This window comes from Aquimarina intermedia, from assembly GCF_008124785.1.
In the GTDB taxonomy this organism is placed as follows: domain Bacteria; phylum Bacteroidota; class Bacteroidia; order Flavobacteriales; family Flavobacteriaceae; genus Aquimarina; species Aquimarina intermedia.
Window position 1 is genome coordinate 16,235 of record NZ_VNHU01000004.1, and the last position, 18,302, is coordinate 34,536.

Consider the following 18,302-nt stretch of genomic DNA (forward strand, 5'->3'; position numbering starts at 1 on the left):
CTAACTATTAAAATGAGCTTACTGCTTTTTCAACTTTAAAAAAGTCTTCATCTTCTTTTTCAATCATGTAATCCTTATCCTCTACAGAGTAATTAAACTCTCTACCTTTAACTCGGATCAAGAAACCATCTTTTGCAGGAAAGATATTAAAATCTTTGTCTGCTTCCTTAATGTACGATAGCTCAATTACATTATCAAATGCATCGTTATTATCATCATTAATTGAGATTACCTTAGTCACCATTTCTGGAGTTTCTACACGATCCTGATTTACTTTATCTATATCATTTTCGTCCAGTTTTACCGGGCTCATCTCTTTATTTTTGATCTTTACGACATAGGGCATCTTTTTATCCCCTTTATCAATCTCGTACGTCTTTTCGATCGTTTCTTTTGTTAGCTCTATACTTTGATCCTGTGCACTTGCAATCGAAACTAAATTCAATGTAAAGGCAAAGGCCATCATTTTTAATGCTGTAATATTCATAAGTATGTGGTATTTAAATTAATAATTGGTATGCTTCTTCACTAATTCCGGTAAAGGATGGTTAGTCCTTAGTAATTAATTAGAAGATATAACTTCGTTACGTTTCTTCAACGTTTCTAATTTCTTTTCGAGAGAAGTAATTACGTCATCAGCTTTTACACTCATGTTACTTACCAGTCCATCTAATTCATTTTCAAACTCAGCCTTTTTAGAGGTAAATCGTGAGTTGATTTCTGTTGAAAAAGCGTTGGCTTTGTCCATGATATCACCTTTAGCATCTACAGCTTTTTTCTGTATTTTGGTTCTGGTGTTTTTACCCTTGTCCGGAGCAAATAAAATTCCGATTGCGGTACCTACTGCTGCTGCTGATAATACTCCTAAAATTGTGTTGCTTCTGTTTGACATGTTTTTTTTATTTTAAGTTAATAGTCTACTTTATGTATTGAGTTGCTTTTGATTGGTATATTATGTATTTCCAGCAATTCAACAGTGTAAAGATACTATCAAACAGCCTTGGTATAATGGAGTTTAACGCTGTTTAACCCTTATTAATACTAGTTAACAGAAGTAAATGTTAAATTGAAAACGGAGTGTTAAAGGCTTTAAGTATTGTTTTGCTTTCGCGAAAGAAAATGCTGTTGAGAATTGTTTTATACCCTCTAATATGTGTGTATTTTATATAAAACGCATCGCAATAATTGGAGAGAGATTACTAAATTTAAAAAAAAATCTACCAGTATGGATCCTTATGATATTCGATCGTCTTTAAACTACACCGTATATATAGAGCATTCTCAATGCTTAAAAATAGCAGCAGATCAAAATGATGAATTATTTATAAAAGCTATTCAGGATAGAAATTCTGAACGACAGTTGCAAGTCGGACTTTTAAACTCAACAATGTTATTATATTCAGTAAGTGTTGAACTTATATTTAAAGCCAGAGCACTATATGAAGAAAGAGAGGATATTCTTAGCGGAAAAATTACAGATTTTAATTCATTCATGAACCAATGGAAAAAATCGCGATCTCACGGACATGATTATTTTCAAATAATCGAGCATTATAAATTAGCTTTAGAACCTGAAGAAAAAAAAGTTTTTAAAGAACTGTTATCTTATACAAGCTGGGCTGGAAGATTTCCCTTTCCAATGAAAGAAGAAGAAATTGAGAAATTGGAAAAAGGATTTGGATCAAGAGGAAAATTTAATAAAAAGTATCGATCAATAATTGAAACATTTATTCAGAATCAAAAAGATCAAATGCAAAACATAAATTCATAATTACAAAATTGAAGAAAATGCCCGAAATTAAAATAAAAACCATCATCAACGCCAAACGTCTAATTGTTTTTGATCTGTCCCGAAGTATTGATCTCCATAAAATATCTACAGAGCACACAAATGAAACTGCTATTGACGGTAAAACTGAAGGACTAATAGAACTTGGTGAATTTGTAACCTGGAGAGCTAAACACTTTGGTATATATCAACATTTAACTTCAAAAATAACGAAATATGATCGTCCCAATTCATTTACAGATGAAATGGTCAAAGGAGCCTTCAAAAGTTTCAAACATGATCATTATTTCAAAGAAGTAAATGGTAGAACCGAAATGATTGATCTATTTACGTATGAATCACCATTAGGTATATTGGGGAACATTGCTGACAGCTTATTTCTTGAAAATTATATAAAAAGACTTTTAATAAAAAGAAATGATACTATAAAGCTTTATGCAGAATCCGGAAAATGGGAAGAATTATTGACTAGCACACAGAAATAAGGTCTCACACAATGGAAATATAATCTTCACCTGCCGAAATTTCCGATTGAAGTACGGAAATATCATCTTTAACTAAGGAAATATCCTCTTGAAGTAAAGAAATATCATCTTGAGGTGCCGAAATGTCATCTTGATGTACGGAAATATCATCATGACCTGCCGAAATTTTCGATTGAAGTATAGAAATCTTATCTCACGACAAAGAAATTCATGTTGTAGGATATTAGTAGCAAACTATTAAAAGGAAATTCATGGATTTATACTGATGCTCAATAAATTCTATTCTTTTTTAACATAAAATTTTACTTTTTTATAATTAATTGCTACTTTGCTCTCTCTTAACGAACAAACACCCACCCCACTTAGTTACGTTGTACGTACACTGTATTGTAACCAATTTATTTAAATATATATGACTAAACAACAGATCAACAAGTTGGACATGTACCAGGCGGTACAAACTTATCTGGACACTAACACCAAAAAATGGAGTGCAATTCCTAAACTGTTGGAATTTAAGAATGAATTAGATCAACTGCTTATCAACTTACACGAGGATAGTAAAAATCAGGAAGGAGCTAAACTCTATCTGGGCAGTAACAAGGTTGCACAAAAACGCATCGTAGCCGAAAAAGCAGATATTCTAAATGACATTCTTGAAGCCTACGCTGCGATTGAAGAAAAGAAGGGACTGGAACAAAAAGCAGCTAAGTCTTTTTCAGAACTATATAAGTTGCGCAATCAGGACTTTATTCTAGTCATTAATGAAACGATAAGCTTGTTAGAAGTACATCTAAAAGCCTTAGCAATATATGGTGTGACTGCAGAGCAAATTACAGATCTAAAAACAAGTCTTGATGGGTTTTTGGAGTTACACGGTCAGCCGAGACAATATCGTATTGAGAGTAAGCAAGCGACCATGAGCTTATCAGAGTTATTTGATCAACTAACAGAATTGCTAACGAACAAGTTAGACAAAATCTTAAAGAGTTTTAAACGTACGGATAGTAACTTTTATAATGGTTACGAAGCTGCGAGAATAATCGTAAACGTATAATTGAATCAAAGCCGAATCCTAACCCGATTCGGCTTTTTTAAAAAAAAAAACCAATCACACTTTCTAAACTACCACAGCATGCAAACCCTTATTAAAATCATTATCCTAGTTATTAAAGCAACCCTGGCACTTTTGTTATTGGCTTGTAATAGTACAGAAGATCAACTAACCAATGATTGGAAAGTACGCAAAATGGAACGAATGGTTTCTGTAACTGCAGATACACAAGCTCCTATCAATATTACAGTACATAAAAAAGCGACATATAAGCTGGAGTCCACTAAAATGGCAAAAATTATCACGCAAACAGGTTCAAAAATTACCGGTTCATGGCAAGTAGAAGATTCAATTCTAACCATTAAAACCAAAGAAGAACAAAAGCGTTTTACGATTGATACATTGGCTGTAGATACGCTTATCCTAACTTCAGATCGATTTAAGTTTTATATGGGGCTTGATTAGTAAGTTTTGATATCTTTATTATATATTTAGTTTTTTAGTTAGAAGTTTTATCACAATGAATCATCCTCTACCCTTAGATTTAAACCAAGAATGTATTGAAGAAAACTCTCCTCTAAATAACCTTAAACCAGCTGCAGCAAAGTTACTTCTGGATGGTTCTGGTGTAGACGTTTTGGATATAATCAGACTTACAGTCCTCGATTTAATATTTAAAAAAGTCTTAGTGATTAGAACAGAGTTTAGGAAATCACATTCCAGAGACAATCAACTTAGGCACTATACTATTATTGAAACTGGTACAAATTTTAAAAAATACGTTCCCGATCAATTTGAAAAATACTTTACAGAAATTCTTGATGACACCACTTTTTACTATTTACGAAGTTATCTGAAGAAGATATATACTAATCTCCCAAGTAATTACATTTGCTATCGCTACGTTATAAAAGGCTCTTATCTAGAATATACTCACAAAAATTCATGGTTAATTGCATTGCTCCAATTAACAATTCAAAGTAAAAAAGGAACGATTTTAAAAAGAAGTATTAAAAGCTACTTAGACAAAACGCAAAAAAGGGTTTCAAATGGAGATATAAGCACGTTACATTCAATTTTAAACGAATTAGGTAGTCATATATTTATTCTTGATAGATCAATATATGATTTATTCAATAAAGTGAAATTTAAAAACTCAAATAAAGATTATCAGAATACCGATGCACATCTATCATATGATCATATAATTTGTGACGATTTTGATAATCAACTAAATGTAATAAGTCAAAACTTTGACACGCTAGAGATTAATTTTAGTGATAACAGTGACTCTGATAATTATGACGCAGATTTTGATTGATGCTTTTAAAATCCAAATGAAATAACACCTTCTTTGAGCCTCCCAATTATTAAACACTTTACACTATATTTGCCGCTTATTAAAATACATGGCTACTACCCTACTTTCTTCTCCTTTACAAGGTTTTACTGATTTTAGATTTCGTAATGCGTTTCAAAAATATTTTGGAGGTATTGATACCTTTTATGCGCCGTATATTCGGCTTAATGGTAAATTAGTTATCAAGTCTTCATATCAGCGTGATCTGCAACCTGAAAACAATACAACACTCGAAGTGATACCGCAGGTAATGACCAACGATGCCGATGAGTTCTTATTTGTCATCAAATACATACAGGAACTGGGGTATAAAGAACTTAATTGGAATTTGGGTTGTCCGTATCCCATGGTAACCAAACGTGGTATGGGATCAGGTTTGATCTGTGAACCTCAAAAAATAAATCATATCCTTGAGCGTGCACATAATGAAACCGATGTCGTGATTTCTATGAAGATGCGCATGGGCTATGAGCATAGTGAAGAGATCCTGGACACCTTTCCCATTCTCGATAACTACCCGCTTAAAAATATTGCGATTCATGCCCGAATCGGTAAACAGTTATATAAGGGCGGTGTAGATCTGGATGCTTTTGCACGTTGTATCGATGCTACCAAGCATACCTTGTATTATAACGGTGATATTACTTCGGTTACAGGTTTTAAGACTATGCAGGAACGTTTTCCTATGATTCATCACTGGATGATAGGTCGTGGACTTATTGCAGATCCGTTTTTACCACAAATGATTAAGAACAATACTACAGAGTATCCCAAGGATCGATTCAAAATCTTTAAGGCTTTTCACGATACCATCTATCAGGAATATGATGCCGCTTTATCAGGGCCTACTCCAATTAAAATGAAAATGCAGGGTTTTTGGGAATATTTTGCGCAAGCTTTTCCTAATCCACAGAAAACTTTTAAGAAGATAAAGAAGGCAGGAAATCCACGAGCCTATCAAAGTGCAGTGGCAGAGATCTTAAAAGAGTAAGTTATTCTTTTGAAAAGGCACCGGAGTTTTTAATAAATCCACTGAGTAACTTCTTGAGAGCAGGATCGGTAACAGTCGATATATTTTCTTGAATATACGCTTTATCTTCCTCCATATTTCTACGATATCCTACTATTTTGGGCACATTGGATTGAACACTCAAGCGTATCATACGAAGCTCTATATTTGCAGAGTCTTCGGTAATCGCAGTTTCGATTAACTTTTTTCCTTCCTTAAAATAGCTTAGCTTGTCTTTGATACTTCCCGCAACAGATGCTTTTAGGGTAAGTGCGGCCCCGTGATACCCTTGATACACAGGTTTTGAAGAAGGCATAGTTTCTTGAGTAAGCTTATAAAATTCTTCGATTGTTTCTTCGTTAGCACTGATCTCACGATAGGCTTCTCTGATGACATTGAGTTCTTCGGCATTATTAAATGAAGCAACCGCGCAAAACAAACTTATAAGAATTTTTATACCCATCGCTATAGTCTTTCAAAAAGAACCACCACTTTTAAAGCGATCGTCTCATTATACATAATCGTATTCTTAACTTTAATTTCCTCTTCTGTGTCGGTAAAGGTATTCGAAATCACTAAGTCCGGATGCTTATCTGGATTTATGACCGCCATAAACTTTACGTTTGAAGCTTTTTTCATAAACAAGGGCGCACCGACACGCTCTTCTGTGAGTTCCTTAATAATCTGAAGCATACATACGCCCGGAGTTACCGGATTGTTGGGGAAATGGCCTTTAAACAATGCACTGTCCGCATTAAGACGAACCTTAGCTGTTTGAACAGTATCTTCTACTGTAATCTCTTGAGTGGTATATAAATCTGCTATAAGCATGCTTAGTTTTTAATAAGTTCCAGCGCCATTGCCAAGGCAATATCGTGATGATTAATTGTTATTGCAGTCGCTTTGTTAATATCAACAGCATCAAAGTTAATGGTGATTTGCTTCCCTAACATTCCGCTGCGAATAATACGCGATAACTGTTCGGAATCACCTGTGTAAAAATAAAAATTCTTTTGGCTTCTCCCTGCAGTTTTGAGAACTTTATAAGTGACACCTTGATAGGCTTTCTTAATTTCAGCTTTCGGTTGTATCAAGGTAGTAAAATCTCTTAGCAAGGTATTAATAATAAACTTCTTATCCATTGCTTCGATAACCGTATGAACCTTATTGCCTTTCGGACTCAATTCAAAATCAAAAAAAGTAGTTCCAAACTGCGAAGTACATACCACGCGATGTGCGTCTTCCCCTATTCTCTTGATAATTAGCAACCCGCTCATTTCGTTACCATACACCTCAATATTAATCTTGTACACATAATCGTACTCAAAATCCGTAAAAAAAGGATTAACCGTTGGTTGTTGTACTACTGCAAGTGGTTTATAGGTATTCTTGGGTACAACAGACTTACACTGCACAAATACCAATGCGAGGAGACTAATGGCTAAAAACCGCATCGGGAATAGGTGTGTTAACAGATTGATTTGTAAATGTAATGGCTGTATAATCCCCGGAAGGCTCTATTAACTTCACTGCAGATACCAGCAAGGTACTAGCATCAAAGGTGAGTTCAATTTGCTTAAATAAAGATCCTAAGGCCTTATCAAGCGGTGCAAGGTCTACGCGATACGCTGTATCGTTTTTGTAAAACTTCATATCGAACTCTTCTTTATTAAGCATATCACCACTTACACTTCTTGAGACTAAGGCATTGAGTTTGTTGAAAACCTTACTTGATGATAGATTTACGTCACTTTTCTTGCCTTCGTCATTAATATACAGTGTATCCTCTTTAAAAATAACACTGTACACATACGGATTATCATACGACCACTTGATAATATCGGGTGCCGTAAAGTACAAAGTACCATCACTCTCTATCGGATTTGATAAAAACGCAATATGTTTTGACTGTACAAAAGAATTAACCAACGAAGTCGTGGTTTTGGCTGATTGATGCACCTGCTTTTTGAAGTTTAGAATCTCATCGTGTGTTAACTCTTTTTCCTGTGCAATAGCAGTTACAGAGAGTAAGAATATCAAAGCAGTTAATGCGTTACGCATAAGCGGGAATTTCGAATAGTTCATCAATAGTAACCGGTGTAAGATTGTTAGATTGTACAACTAGCAATAACTGTTCCAATACAGTTACTGTTATTTCTTTTGTATCATGTAATAAAATAACATCTCCGGAAGTCAAGTTTTTAGTAATTCGTTTAAGGATAAGTTGTGCTGACGGAATCGTAGTGTCAAACGATCTTTTATTCCATCCAATAACATGATGCTTTGTTTCCTTTATGGCTCGCGCGATATTAGGGTTGGTTACACCGTAAGGAGGTCTAAAAAGTAATGGACGCTTTCCTGTATATTTTTCAATAGAGTAATCTGCTGTTTTAATCTCTTCGGTAAAACGTTTTGTACCATACAAATCAATCCACTGTGCATGTGTTTGGGTATGATTGGCAATGACATGTCCGTCATCAATAATTTTTTGTGCAATATTCGGATGCTTCTCTACCTGCTGACCAATACAAAAAAAAGTAGCCTTGACATTAAATTTGCGAAGCACTTCGAGAATAGTCAGCGTATTGATATCGGGACCGTCATCAAAAGTAATCGCTATGGCACCTGTTTTATTTGTTTTGGCAGCGCTTAACGCTTTTAAGAAGTATCCCGAACGAATAGTAATCACACCGTAGCCGGTGATTAATAACCAAGAAAATGCTATAATAAGGAGTACCCACCAGGAAATCTTATTATAAAATAAACCGATCAAGGTGGTAATCGCCAGAACAGAAAATAAAATATTTACAAATAACCGCATTAGCATTGCTGTAACAACGCAAAGCTATGATTTTTACCTCGATATTGATTATACAAGAGTATAGTTTTAAAAGAGGATGTTTCTTTTTTGTTCATTTTAACTATCTCCGGCAGCTGTTGTTTATTAAAAATCTTGCATCCTAACCAGTATGCAAAGGCAGAAGCAGTATGATGTTCACCAATTAGATGTTTATATCCTATTTGCTGTACATCTGCAAAGACTCCTTGCTGTAGCTTATGGTAATATAAATCAAAATCACCGTCTCCATTAGTACCTAAAATGACAGCATCCAGATCTGATATCTCAACCGAGTTTCGCTGCATAAATTCTTTGAGTTCATCCTCGACTTCCTCAGGAGTCGCTTGATTGAAGATAGTAACATCCAGAATTTCAGCAATATTTTTATTGGAACTGTCATTGGTTACCGTCATAAAGGTAGCACCTTCACTGGTGACTGTTCCCGAACTGGTAGAAAAAAGTAAATCAATAACAGCTAAGGGTTCTGATTTGATATGCCCATCCAGCGTATGCAAACGTGAAGAATTTTTGGCAATTTCATCAATTCCCCCCACCAAAATATGTTGGTTTTCTTTTTCTAAGAGTTTTAGTTTGGCATCCATCAAAGCAACTTCAAAAGAAGCCGCCGCTTGTACATAGGTTACATTATAGGCTTTGCAATTAAGTCCTAAAGCTATTTGCCCTCCCACTGTATTATGGGTAGACTGAATAAATAAGGTAGGCGTAAGAAACTGTTCGTCGTTATGTAAGATATTTTCAAGAAACTTTTCAGAGTCCTGTTTACATCCCATACCGGTTCCGGTAATTATAGCATCCGGCATCTCAATACCCGCTTGATCCAGTGCCATTTGAGAAGCTGTAACGCCCATCTTAACTGATTTGGACATACGACGCATAGCGGCAGGTTTGATGTATTTTTTATAGTCAGGGTCTATAGCTCTAAAAATAAGCTCTGTGTGCTCCACAACATCATCAAAGAAAGCATCTCCATCTGTAGTAAGTTGTGCAGAAATCCCTGCAATACCATTGATAAAACATTTACCGCTCATTGTTTTTTAAAAATTAAGGTGGAACAGTTACCTCCAAAACCAAAGGAATTGGAAAGTACCGTTTTAACAGCTTGAGAGCTAAGTTTTGTCTGAGGTGTAATCGGACATGCTTCCATTTTAGTTTCAAAATTCAAATTCGGAAAAATAATTTCTTCCTGCATGGATAGGATTGAAAACACAGCTTCAACTGAACCTGCAGCAGCCAAGGTGTGACCAGTGTAGGCTTTAGTAGAACTAAAAACAGGTACTTGATCCCCAAAAATACGTGTAAGTGCAATACCTTCGGATAAATCATTGTTTGGGGTAGCGGTACCATGCGCGTTTACATAATCAATCTGACTATGATCCAATTGTGCTACTTCGAGCGCCTCTTTCATCGCAAGATAGGCGCCTTCGCCATTAGATGAGGAAGCTGTTTGATGAAAAGCATCATTTGTGTTGGCCCATCCATTCACTCTCGCCAACACTTTTTTATTTTCCTGAGCAACCATCTGATCGCTTTCTAATACTAAATATGCTGCAGCCTCGCCGAGGTTTAATCCCTTACGATGTTCATCAAATGGTGTACACACATCATCAGATAAGATCATAAGCGTACCAAAACCGTTTATTGTGAACTTTGATAAAGCATCGGTTCCCCCAACAATCACGCGATCCAGTTGCCCTGCTTCAATCATTCTGGCGCCAAGCATAATAGCATTGGCAGCCGAAGAACAAGCGGTGCTTATGGTAGAAACATACCCTCGAATACCTAAATACTTAGAAATAGATTGTGTAGTAAAACCTGCATGTTGGGCTTCAATATAGCGATGATACGTATCAGTGTTGGTATAGTCCAAATAATGCTTTTCGGTAGTATCCATACCCCCGACACTCGTTCCTGATATAAAACCGGTTCTTGAGGTAATGGCATCTGTGATACCAGCATTGTGAATCGCCTCCTTTGCCGCGATCGCTCCCAGCATGGCTGTTCGAGAAAAACTATTTATCGTATCCAGCCCTAACATATTAATAAGCTCATCATTGGTCTTTTTAATTTCACCAACCATAATCTCATCCCGTTTTCTGGTATCGACATGTTCTATTCTAGAAATACCTCCGATCTCTGAACGTAAGGCGTGCAAATTATCTTCAACGGTGTCACCGATTGAAGAAATAATACCCATACCTGTGATGGCTACGCCATTTTTCATATTATTTGGTACGGTTGTTTTCAATATACGCTGCCATTACACCAATAGATTCAAAAATAGCTTTTCCTTCTTTTGGATCTTTTAATTTAATACCATAATCCTTTTCTAGCAATACAATAAGTTCAAGAGCATCAATTGAATCTAGTCCCAGTCCGTCACCAAATAGGGGATCATTATCATCAATATCACTTACTTCGATATCTTCTAAACTTAGTTGTTCTATTATTTTCTCTTTTAATTCTAATTGTAAATCTGCCATGTTTAGGTATGATAAAGTTTATTTAATTGTTCTTCGGTTAAAATGGTATTCCCTTTTCGGGAAATGATTGCCAAAAATACGTCATATTTATTACTATCCAAATTCACCCATCCGCAAATTACATTGCTTGCTTTATTAGTATCTAAAAGCAATCGGGAATAGTCAGTTAACAGCTTTGCATCAAATTGCTCTGAAACAAAAAACGCATTTTCACCTTTAAATTGGTGACGTATACTAATCTCTCCCAACACGATATTGGGTAACGTATATACAAATACTGCAGGCGAAGGAAAATAATCCTCTTTATTGGCAATACTCTCTTGGTGTATTCTATCAGTCGCCAAACTTGATGATCGATTCGATAACACTAAGGCTGTTTGATTATCGGGCTTTTCTGCGTTACGTAACAAAGCTTCGGTGGCCAAAAAACCTAGTTTGCATAAGGTATCCATTTTATAAAACTTAGGGTATTTGATTCCTAAACTTTTATAGATTGCTTTAGTAAATTCTTTTACAGTTCCTTGCTCCTCATGAACGTACAATACTTTATTATCTACAATAACCTTATTGTCTTTTATGCTACAAAAAGAAGTTATCTTATAATCTTCAACCATCATATAGAAACTTTTTTAAGTACTAGGGCTACATTACATCCGCCAAAACCAGAGGCTGTTTTTAGAACATGCTGCATAGCTATTGCTTTGTTTTTTTTTATCACATCGATGGGATAAGAAACCCCAAGTTCATCAAACCCCAACGAACAAACTACTTCATTGGCCAGAAGATGATGTTTTGCTATAATAGTTTCCAATAATGCTGATGCTCCCAACGTATGACCATAATATCCTTTAAGACTATTTACCGGGATATCTTCTAATCCCGAACGACTAAAAGCTATAGATTCCATCTCATCATTAAAGGGAGTGGCGGTACCATGCGCAGAAATGTAATCAATGTCACTTGCAGACACTTTTGCCTCATCAAGCGCACGTTGTATACTTAAATACAAGCCTTCTCCTGTTCTGGACGGGCCCGATATATGATTAGCGTCATTTGCTGAGGCTTCTCCCACTACTTCTACAACCTCACTAATATTTGTGTTCTTGATTGAACCACTAATCCAAGTAGCTGCAGCTGCTTCTCCCAAACTAATACCGGTTCTATTTTTGCTAAAAGGCTTGCAGGGTTTTGGGCTTACGGCCTGAAAAGAGAAAAAACCGGATAAGGTAAACTCTGATAATAAATCTCCCCCAACCACAATAACATCCTCATAATGTCCCGCCTGAATCATCCTTTTGGCAATTGCAATAGCTAATCCACCGGAAATACAGGCATTGGAGATAATCGTTGGCGAATTGCCTAACTTATAAAATTGCTGTATTGCAGATGCAAGGGTATCAAGGTACGCACGATCTGTGTTATTTTCTTTTAACTGATCAATATTTCCTTTGGTTGTTGAGATCAAAACTCCGCATCGTGTAATATCCAATTGCGGATTCTTATCGAGCAAACGTTGCATGGCGAGCAACATCATTTTTTCAAGCTTAGTATATGAAGCGATCTCAGAAAGAGCGTCCCATGCATCAGTTAAGCGTTTTTCATCAATAAGACCTCCATAAAAGCTATCAGTATGAATCGACGTATCCTTTACTTCTACTATTCCGGTTGTATTATTTTTTAGATTTTGTAAATTTTCCTCTACAGAAAACCCCAAAGGAGAAATAATACTATCATCAACTATATATACCGACTTCATGTAAATTTCTTTTATACTTTTCTCAAGTTGCTTAGTCAACCAATCCAACTTTACGTTTCCATTCCATAAAAAAATCAGGAATTGTTAGCGACATATTTCCGTCCATGTCCAAAAAAACTTGAGTAGTCTCTCCACTACACACTAGCTCTTCCCGTTGATTGTAAACGTTGTATTTAAAAATCATTTTGGCAGCAGGACTATCCACAAAAATGGTCTCGATCGTTGCAACATCACCGTACGTAAGCGGTAGTTTATGATCACAATTAAAATTCACAATCGGTGTTACAAAATTATTCGATTTTACATCCAAATATGATATGTTTTCATTGCGACCAAAAGCTTCTCTTCCCTCTTCAAAATACGTTACATAAATCCCATGCCAAACGATATTTAAGGGATCACAATCATTAAAACGAACACGAACCTGGTGCCTGTTTGTAAGGTTTGTAACACGTTCTTTAGATCGATTTTTTCTTTTCATAATAAAATATAGCAATTGCGATAGTACTAATAAAAAAACCAATTAACAAACCTAGCTCGGGTAGAATCTCAAAAAAGCCTCCTTTTCGTAGGAAACAATCATAAAACGCTTCAAGGCCCCAATTCATGGGTGATATTTTTGCTATTACTTGCATTGCATCGGGCATAGCAAAAACAGGAACCCATACTCCTCCTATTGCCGCCAAGATGACGACTAAAACTGCTCCAAAAGGTGCCGCTTGTTCATGACTGTTAAATAGTGTTCCAAGAAGAATTCCTAATCCAATAGCAGCCAAACCAGCTGCAAAAGCAACGAGATAAAGAAATCCGAGATTTGAACCTACCTGTAACTCAGGTAATCCCATTTGTGGAAAAACAACTATCCCTAAAATTAAGATGAGCGTAAATTGTAAAAGACTAACTATAAGATATACCGCTGCCTTACCTCCAATAATTGTATGGTAGGCTACCGGAGTTGTACGTAGGCGTACAAAGGTACCCTGCCCCTTTTCATGTACCAAGTTTAGTGATATCGGCAGGATCATAAAAAAGATAGCAAATAATGTCCAAGCAGGAATATTATGTTGTACAGAATTAGGTAATTCTATCGCACCCTTCAAAGAAGGATTAATTTGTTCGTAGGCAACAAAACTCTCTCGCTTAAAAGATCCAATGCTTTGGGTAGTACCCAAAGCCTCTTCAAACGCTTTATAAATAGTTTTGGTTTCAATAGTGGCTATCAGCTTATCAATCGAAAACATTACAGAGCTGCGAAAGGTTTCTTGTGTAATGGGATCAAAATAAATACGGACTGTTTTTTTTGAAAGTTTTTGAGGAACTTCAATAGTATCAGCTGTTAATTCTTCACCCTGCAGTTCTGCCAGAATTTTATCGATATTATCTTTGATCTGTGCATTCAGATCTGTACTTAAGCCTTCGGGTATCACAATAGCCAGTTGATAGTCTCCTGAAGCAACTAATGCTTCTGCCTTTGCTTCTGACAATGCTTTTTGATTATAACTAGTAATCGGATTAAGAAAGGGTAAACTATCAAAACGCCTATTGATTTCTGTAGAAAGTTCACCTTTATCATGATCCACTAACAAAATATCCATCGTACTTCCGGAAACGGACTTAAAGGTAGCATCCTGAATTAACGTGATGGTGATAACCAGTACAATCGGCATCAAAAACAAAATAATTAACCCTCCAGGATCCCTTAGTAATAAAAGTGTTTCCTTATATATTGAGGCAATTAGTTTACGCATAATCTCTAAGTTCTTTTCCTGTTAAGGTTATAAAGACGTCTTCCAGATTTCTAGCATCCTTCGTAGAGTTTATCAGATTTTCAGGGGTGTCATCAGCTATGATACGACCCATGTCTATAATACCTACCCGAGTACATAATTCTTGCGCTTCTCTCAAGTGATGAGAGGTATAAATTATCGTAGTGCCCTCAGCATTAAGAATTCTCAACTGTTCTGTGATTGCTTTTTTTGACTGAACATCTACTCCAACGGTGGGCTCATCCAAAAAAAGTAATTGCGGATTATGAAGAATACCGGCAATAAGATTGATTCGTCTTTTCATTCCGCCAGAAAAAGTTTTGATTTTTTTATTAGCAAAAGATAGTAAGCCCATTGCCTCAAGCAGAGATCCTATTCGTGATTGTAGTTCAGTTTTTGAGAGTCCGTACATACTCCCAAAATATTGTAAATTCTCTTTTGCAGTAAGCGATGGATATAAGGCATATTCTTGTGGTACCACCCCAATTAATTTTTTTACCTCCTGTAAGTTTTCATTTAGTGGGTTTCCATTTATATAGACCGTTCCCGAAGAAGGATGTAGTAAACCGCATAAAATTGATATCAACGTAGTTTTACCGGCGCCGTTAGGTCCTAACAATCCAAAAACTTCATTTTTGTAAATCTTGAGATTGACAGTATCTAATGATTTGAAATCTGCACCACGATATTGTTTTGAAATACCCTCTATATGTACTATCGGATCCGGCATATTATAACGTACTAACTGCTTTTTTTAATTCCTGATAGAAGGCCTTTTCCTTTAAAGCAATAGTTTCAAGCTTATCTGCAACCTTGTTATAGGCATCAGTCTCTTTACTTCTATTTTTATATAATCTGGAAGCATCAATAGCAAAATCTCTCCATAAGTCCCCAATAGCTGTCATTTCTCGGGACAGTTCATTGAGTCTTGGCAGTGCCAATATTTGTGAAGCTTCTTGTAGAAAAGCCGCATAAATAAATCGAAAACCGCCGCCACCGGTACCAATTTCCTCTTGCATTCGTACCAATTGACCTAAGTAATGATTAGTTTTTTTGACTCCGATTTTGTTAGGCCAAGTTCTTATTTTTTTAGAAACGTAAAGTATCCCTTTAACACCAACCACAGGAACCGGTGCTAACATATGTTTGCAGGTTTGCTTGATACCTTTGACAATTGCCTTTTCCAACTTGAACTTCTTAGGAAGTGCAGTTGGGTAGTAAATATGTCCTTTAGGAGCAAATGCCCCTTTTGCGAATCGTACTTTCTCTAATTCCTTTACTGTAAGTGTAGTTACTTCGGGCATTACGGGATCACTAATCAAATAAGTGTCCTCTTCTTTACCATAAACCACTAAGTTATGTGCGTTGAAGTGAAAGCGATACTCATCAGGAAAATAGGTGAGATTATAAACGCCTACCTGTAACCCTACCGGATTGTTTTGCGCCAGTTCCCGATCTAGAACCTGCTGCGCTTTACTTTTAGATTTGAATTTAATGCGTTTTATTTTAAATCCAAGACGTTTACTAACTCTTGAAAAAATAAAACCTGGTACAGGTCTAAAACTGAATGCCGGTGCAAAATTTACTTTTATGAACGGTAAGTAGATAAAAAAAGCACCCGATCCAATACCGAATATCATTGGCTCACTTAATTCTAATCCATTATGATGCAATAAGTTAGACACCACTCCATTCTCACAATGTGCAGATTGATTATGCTGAAAATCTATTTTCAAACTTTTGGGTTTTTTAATTCTGATACAGAAATATCAAAAACTTCTGCGTATTTCTTTAACGTACGTTTTTTTAGTCGGGCAAAAACTTTAGGCCGTAAATGTCTTTTAACTTTGAATTTCCAAAACCCAACATAACTAGCCAAAATGGTAACATCCATTCTGTGTAGCTCCATATAATAGGCAATTGGACTTGCGGTTCCAGCCAAAAGTGCCTCTTTGGTTTCCTTAAGTCGTTCTTCGATAAGCTCCAAAGATTCGTTTAACACCTTATTCTTAGTTTCCCAACCAGAACTGAGTGTTTTGTCATAATTTCCTTGCTCATCAACCGCATACACCACTTCTTTAATGTTTACTTTAGACAAGCAACTTTCGTCTTGTGGCACCTCATTCTTTTTCATACGTACGATTTATTGATCAACAATAATAGTTTTCATTTCTGATGAAGCTAATAAAACCTCATTTTTGTCACGTACTTCAATAGTAACCAACGTAACTTGCATAATTTCGGCTACTATCGTTACTGTAGTTATAATTTCATCTCCTATTTTAGGGAGTTTAAAAATAGTCGCATGTTTTATTGATCCTATAAAACCTGTTTTGGGCTTTTCGTTTTTACCTTTATTCAAGAAACCTCGATACCCTCGATGCAACGCTATGGACTGTGCCATATTTTCGACCAAGCCGCCTTCTGTAAAATGTGATCCATTACAGAGAATATTATCTGAAGTTATGGTGAAGCCTGATACCACACTATCTTCACTATAATCTAACATTTTGTCAATCATAACGAAAGGATCTTTTTGAGGAATTAATTTTTTGATTAACTCTCGATCGGCACTATGGGATATATTGGTCATATTTTTCATTAGCAAACAGTCAGTAAACTATAAAAATACGAAAAACGGCCGCTTTCAGGTACAGCAACAAGCAAACGATCTCCTTTCTTTAACTTACCGGAAGTAACCAGCGCGTCAATAATCAAATAAATTGAGGCAGAACCGATGTTCCCCACATCTGCCAAGTTCGTGAACCATTTTTCATTCGGGATGACGATACCTGCATCCTGCATTGCTTCTTGTAACTTATCTCCAAAGTAGAACGAAGAAATATGCGGAAGAAAATAATCTATAGTTGAAACATCAACCTGTTTTTTTTCTAATACATCTTTAAGACTTTCAACCCCTTTTTTTGAAACGAATTCATCAAGAATTTTTACATCTTGTTTTAATGAAAATATAGATTCATTAAGCCAGCTCTCAGGTTCATATTCACTCCAGGGCTTTAGTGATCCGTCTTCCATCTTATCTCCACCGGCATACATACACGCTTCTAATTCATTTGCATACGAATATGCCTGCATCCATTCAATTCGCAACGGGAATTCACCTTTAGGCTCATTTTCTAATAAAAAAGCACCAGCACCATCTGAAAGCATCCATCTTAGAAAGTCTTTCTTAAAGCCCACTACCGGTTGCTCTTCAAGACTTTTTAAATTCTCAACTTCTTTATCAAATTTATGTCCTTGCATCCAAGTAGATACTCGCTCTGACCCGGTACAAATCGCGTTGTTCTTATCATCAGCTTTAATTGCCAAATATCCATATTTGAGGGCACTCATACCCGAACAACATACTCCTGATGCCGTGTTTAATTCAATATTCTCTACATCCATCAACCCGTGCACCATTGAAGCGTGGGCTGGCAATAAATTATCCGGAGTCGATGTACCACAGGATAATAATTCTATTGAAGTAGGAGCTATAGTTTCTTCAAGTAGATTTTGAATCGCAGCAGCAGTGATATCTGCATTATTATGTGTACTGTTCCCCGCTTCATCTAAGGCGTAATACCGCGTTACAATTCCATTATTGCGCAACACGATTCTTCTAGCCCGTGACGTCTGTCCGTCAACAAAACCTAACTTAGATTCCATCTCATCATTAGTCACAGGTTTATTGGGTAAAAAATGTGCTGTTTTGGTAATATAAACTTCTTTCATAAATGTAT

The 18,302-nt window shown here is 36.0% G+C and carries 25 protein-coding genes; 6 read left to right on the top strand and 19 right to left on the bottom strand.

All coding sequences use genetic code 11. From position 1 onward, the window contains the following. Positions 1 to 7: 7 nt before the first annotated feature. Both BD809_RS07300 and BD809_RS07305 read right to left on the bottom strand, forming a co-directional pair. Positions 8 to 487, bottom strand: coding sequence for a hypothetical protein (locus BD809_RS07300; RefSeq protein ID WP_148782322.1), 480 nt, complete (start codon positions 485 to 487; stop codon positions 8 to 10). Between the two features lie 75 nt (positions 488 to 562). Continuing rightward, positions 563 to 892, bottom strand: coding sequence for a YtxH domain-containing protein (locus BD809_RS07305; protein ID WP_148782323.1), 330 nt, complete (start codon positions 890 to 892; stop codon positions 563 to 565). Positions 893 to 1,225: 333 nt separating this feature from the next. On the opposite strand from BD809_RS07305, the gene BD809_RS07310 reads away from it, so the two are divergent. The 6 genes from BD809_RS07310 (at position 1,226) to BD809_RS07335 (ending at position 5,679) form a co-directional block, all read left to right on the top strand. Beyond that, a complete protein-coding gene (locus BD809_RS07310; RefSeq protein WP_148782324.1) occupies positions 1,226 to 1,771 on the top strand; it encodes a hypothetical protein in 546 nt (181 codons plus the stop codon). A 17-nt stretch (positions 1,772 to 1,788) separates the two neighbouring features. Then, positions 1,789 to 2,274: an SRPBCC family protein gene (locus BD809_RS07315; protein ID WP_148782325.1), complete on the top strand. Its 486-nt coding sequence runs from the start codon at positions 1,789 to 1,791 to the stop codon at positions 2,272 to 2,274. 412 nt (positions 2,275 to 2,686) lie between these two features. Further along, positions 2,687 to 3,331 carry a hypothetical protein gene (locus BD809_RS07320; RefSeq protein ID WP_148782326.1) on the top strand — a complete coding sequence of 215 codons (645 nt, stop codon included), beginning with the start codon at positions 2,687 to 2,689 and terminating at the stop codon, positions 3,329 to 3,331. Between the two features lie 78 nt (positions 3,332 to 3,409). Continuing rightward, complete coding sequence (locus BD809_RS07325) at positions 3,410 to 3,793, top strand: hypothetical protein (protein WP_148782327.1); 384 nt, start codon at positions 3,410 to 3,412, stop codon at positions 3,791 to 3,793. A gap of 55 nt (positions 3,794 to 3,848) precedes the next feature. Next, on the top strand, positions 3,849 to 4,649 hold the full coding sequence (locus BD809_RS07330) for a hypothetical protein (RefSeq protein WP_148782328.1): 801 nt from the start codon (positions 3,849 to 3,851) through the stop codon (positions 4,647 to 4,649). A gap of 88 nt (positions 4,650 to 4,737) precedes the next feature. Beyond that, positions 4,738 to 5,679 carry a tRNA dihydrouridine synthase gene (locus BD809_RS07335; protein ID WP_148782329.1) on the top strand — a complete coding sequence of 314 codons (942 nt, stop codon included), beginning with the start codon at positions 4,738 to 4,740 and terminating at the stop codon, positions 5,677 to 5,679. A 1-nt stretch (position 5,680) separates the two neighbouring features. On the opposite strand, the gene BD809_RS07340 is transcribed toward BD809_RS07335, so the two are convergent. The 17 genes from BD809_RS07340 to BD809_RS07420 are packed head-to-tail and all read right to left on the bottom strand — an operon-like array spanning position 5,681 to position 18,294. Beyond that, on the bottom strand, positions 5,681 to 6,160 hold the full coding sequence (locus BD809_RS07340; protein WP_148782330.1) for a hypothetical protein: 480 nt from the start codon (positions 6,158 to 6,160) through the stop codon (positions 5,681 to 5,683). A gap of 2 nt (positions 6,161 to 6,162) precedes the next feature. Continuing rightward, positions 6,163 to 6,528: a hotdog family protein gene (locus BD809_RS07345; RefSeq protein WP_148782331.1), complete on the bottom strand. Its 366-nt coding sequence runs from the start codon at positions 6,526 to 6,528 to the stop codon at positions 6,163 to 6,165. Between the two features lie 2 nt (positions 6,529 to 6,530). Then, complete coding sequence (locus BD809_RS07350) at positions 6,531 to 7,151, bottom strand: hypothetical protein (RefSeq protein WP_148782332.1); 621 nt, start codon at positions 7,149 to 7,151, stop codon at positions 6,531 to 6,533. Further along, complete coding sequence (locus tag BD809_RS07355) at positions 7,132 to 7,758, bottom strand: LolA family protein (protein WP_148782333.1); 627 nt, start codon at positions 7,756 to 7,758, stop codon at positions 7,132 to 7,134. The genes BD809_RS07350 and BD809_RS07355 overlap by 20 nt, the downstream gene beginning before the upstream one ends. Beyond that, a complete protein-coding gene (locus tag BD809_RS07360) occupies positions 7,751 to 8,518 on the bottom strand; it encodes a polysaccharide deacetylase family protein (protein WP_170251804.1) in 768 nt (255 codons plus the stop codon). The genes BD809_RS07355 and BD809_RS07360 overlap by 8 nt, the downstream gene beginning before the upstream one ends. Beyond that, positions 8,518 to 9,585 (bottom strand): beta-ketoacyl synthase N-terminal-like domain-containing protein, encoded by a 1,068-nt coding sequence (locus tag BD809_RS07365; protein WP_148782335.1) that lies wholly within the window; start codon positions 9,583 to 9,585, stop codon positions 8,518 to 8,520. The genes BD809_RS07360 and BD809_RS07365 overlap by 1 nt, the downstream gene beginning before the upstream one ends. Then, the gene (locus tag BD809_RS07370; protein ID WP_148782336.1) at positions 9,582 to 10,778 is read right to left on the bottom strand and encodes a beta-ketoacyl-[acyl-carrier-protein] synthase family protein; all 1,197 of its coding nucleotides are present in this window, start codon (positions 10,776 to 10,778) and stop codon (positions 9,582 to 9,584) included. Before BD809_RS07370 ends, BD809_RS07365 begins: the two co-directional genes overlap by 4 nt. Position 10,779: 1 nt before the next feature. Continuing rightward, positions 10,780 to 11,037 carry a phosphopantetheine-binding protein gene (locus BD809_RS07375; protein ID WP_148782337.1) on the bottom strand — a complete coding sequence of 86 codons (258 nt, stop codon included), beginning with the start codon at positions 11,035 to 11,037 and terminating at the stop codon, positions 10,780 to 10,782. Positions 11,038 to 11,039: 2 nt separating this feature from the next. After that, positions 11,040 to 11,654 (bottom strand): 3-oxoacyl-ACP synthase, encoded by a 615-nt coding sequence (locus tag BD809_RS07380; protein WP_246131462.1) that lies wholly within the window; start codon positions 11,652 to 11,654, stop codon positions 11,040 to 11,042. Then, positions 11,651 to 12,793: a beta-ketoacyl synthase N-terminal-like domain-containing protein gene (locus BD809_RS07385; RefSeq protein ID WP_148782338.1), complete on the bottom strand. Its 1,143-nt coding sequence runs from the start codon at positions 12,791 to 12,793 to the stop codon at positions 11,651 to 11,653. The genes BD809_RS07380 and BD809_RS07385 overlap by 4 nt, the downstream gene beginning before the upstream one ends. Before the next feature lie 31 nt (positions 12,794 to 12,824). Next, complete coding sequence (locus BD809_RS07390; RefSeq protein WP_148782339.1) at positions 12,825 to 13,274, bottom strand: acyl-CoA thioesterase; 450 nt, start codon at positions 13,272 to 13,274, stop codon at positions 12,825 to 12,827. Then, positions 13,252 to 14,541, bottom strand: a complete 1,290-nt coding sequence (locus BD809_RS07395; protein ID WP_148782340.1) for an ABC transporter permease — start codon at positions 14,539 to 14,541, stop codon at positions 13,252 to 13,254. The genes BD809_RS07390 and BD809_RS07395 overlap by 23 nt, the downstream gene beginning before the upstream one ends. Then, positions 14,534 to 15,289, bottom strand: coding sequence for an ABC transporter ATP-binding protein (locus BD809_RS07400; protein ID WP_148782341.1), 756 nt, complete (start codon positions 15,287 to 15,289; stop codon positions 14,534 to 14,536). The genes BD809_RS07395 and BD809_RS07400 overlap by 8 nt, the downstream gene beginning before the upstream one ends. A 1-nt stretch (position 15,290) precedes the next feature. Next, the gene (locus BD809_RS07405; protein WP_148782342.1) at positions 15,291 to 16,295 is read right to left on the bottom strand and encodes a BtrH N-terminal domain-containing protein; all 1,005 of its coding nucleotides are present in this window, start codon (positions 16,293 to 16,295) and stop codon (positions 15,291 to 15,293) included. Next, complete coding sequence (locus BD809_RS07410; RefSeq protein ID WP_148782343.1) at positions 16,292 to 16,693, bottom strand: hypothetical protein; 402 nt, start codon at positions 16,691 to 16,693, stop codon at positions 16,292 to 16,294. The genes BD809_RS07405 and BD809_RS07410 overlap by 4 nt, the downstream gene beginning before the upstream one ends. 9 nt (positions 16,694 to 16,702) lie before the next feature. Then, the gene (locus tag BD809_RS07415) at positions 16,703 to 17,152 is read right to left on the bottom strand and encodes a hypothetical protein (protein ID WP_148782344.1); all 450 of its coding nucleotides are present in this window, start codon (positions 17,150 to 17,152) and stop codon (positions 16,703 to 16,705) included. An 8-nt stretch (positions 17,153 to 17,160) separates the two neighbouring features. Beyond that, positions 17,161 to 18,294: a beta-ketoacyl-ACP synthase III gene (locus BD809_RS07420; protein ID WP_148782345.1), complete on the bottom strand. Its 1,134-nt coding sequence runs from the start codon at positions 18,292 to 18,294 to the stop codon at positions 17,161 to 17,163. Between the last annotated feature and the right edge of the window lie 8 nt (positions 18,295 to 18,302).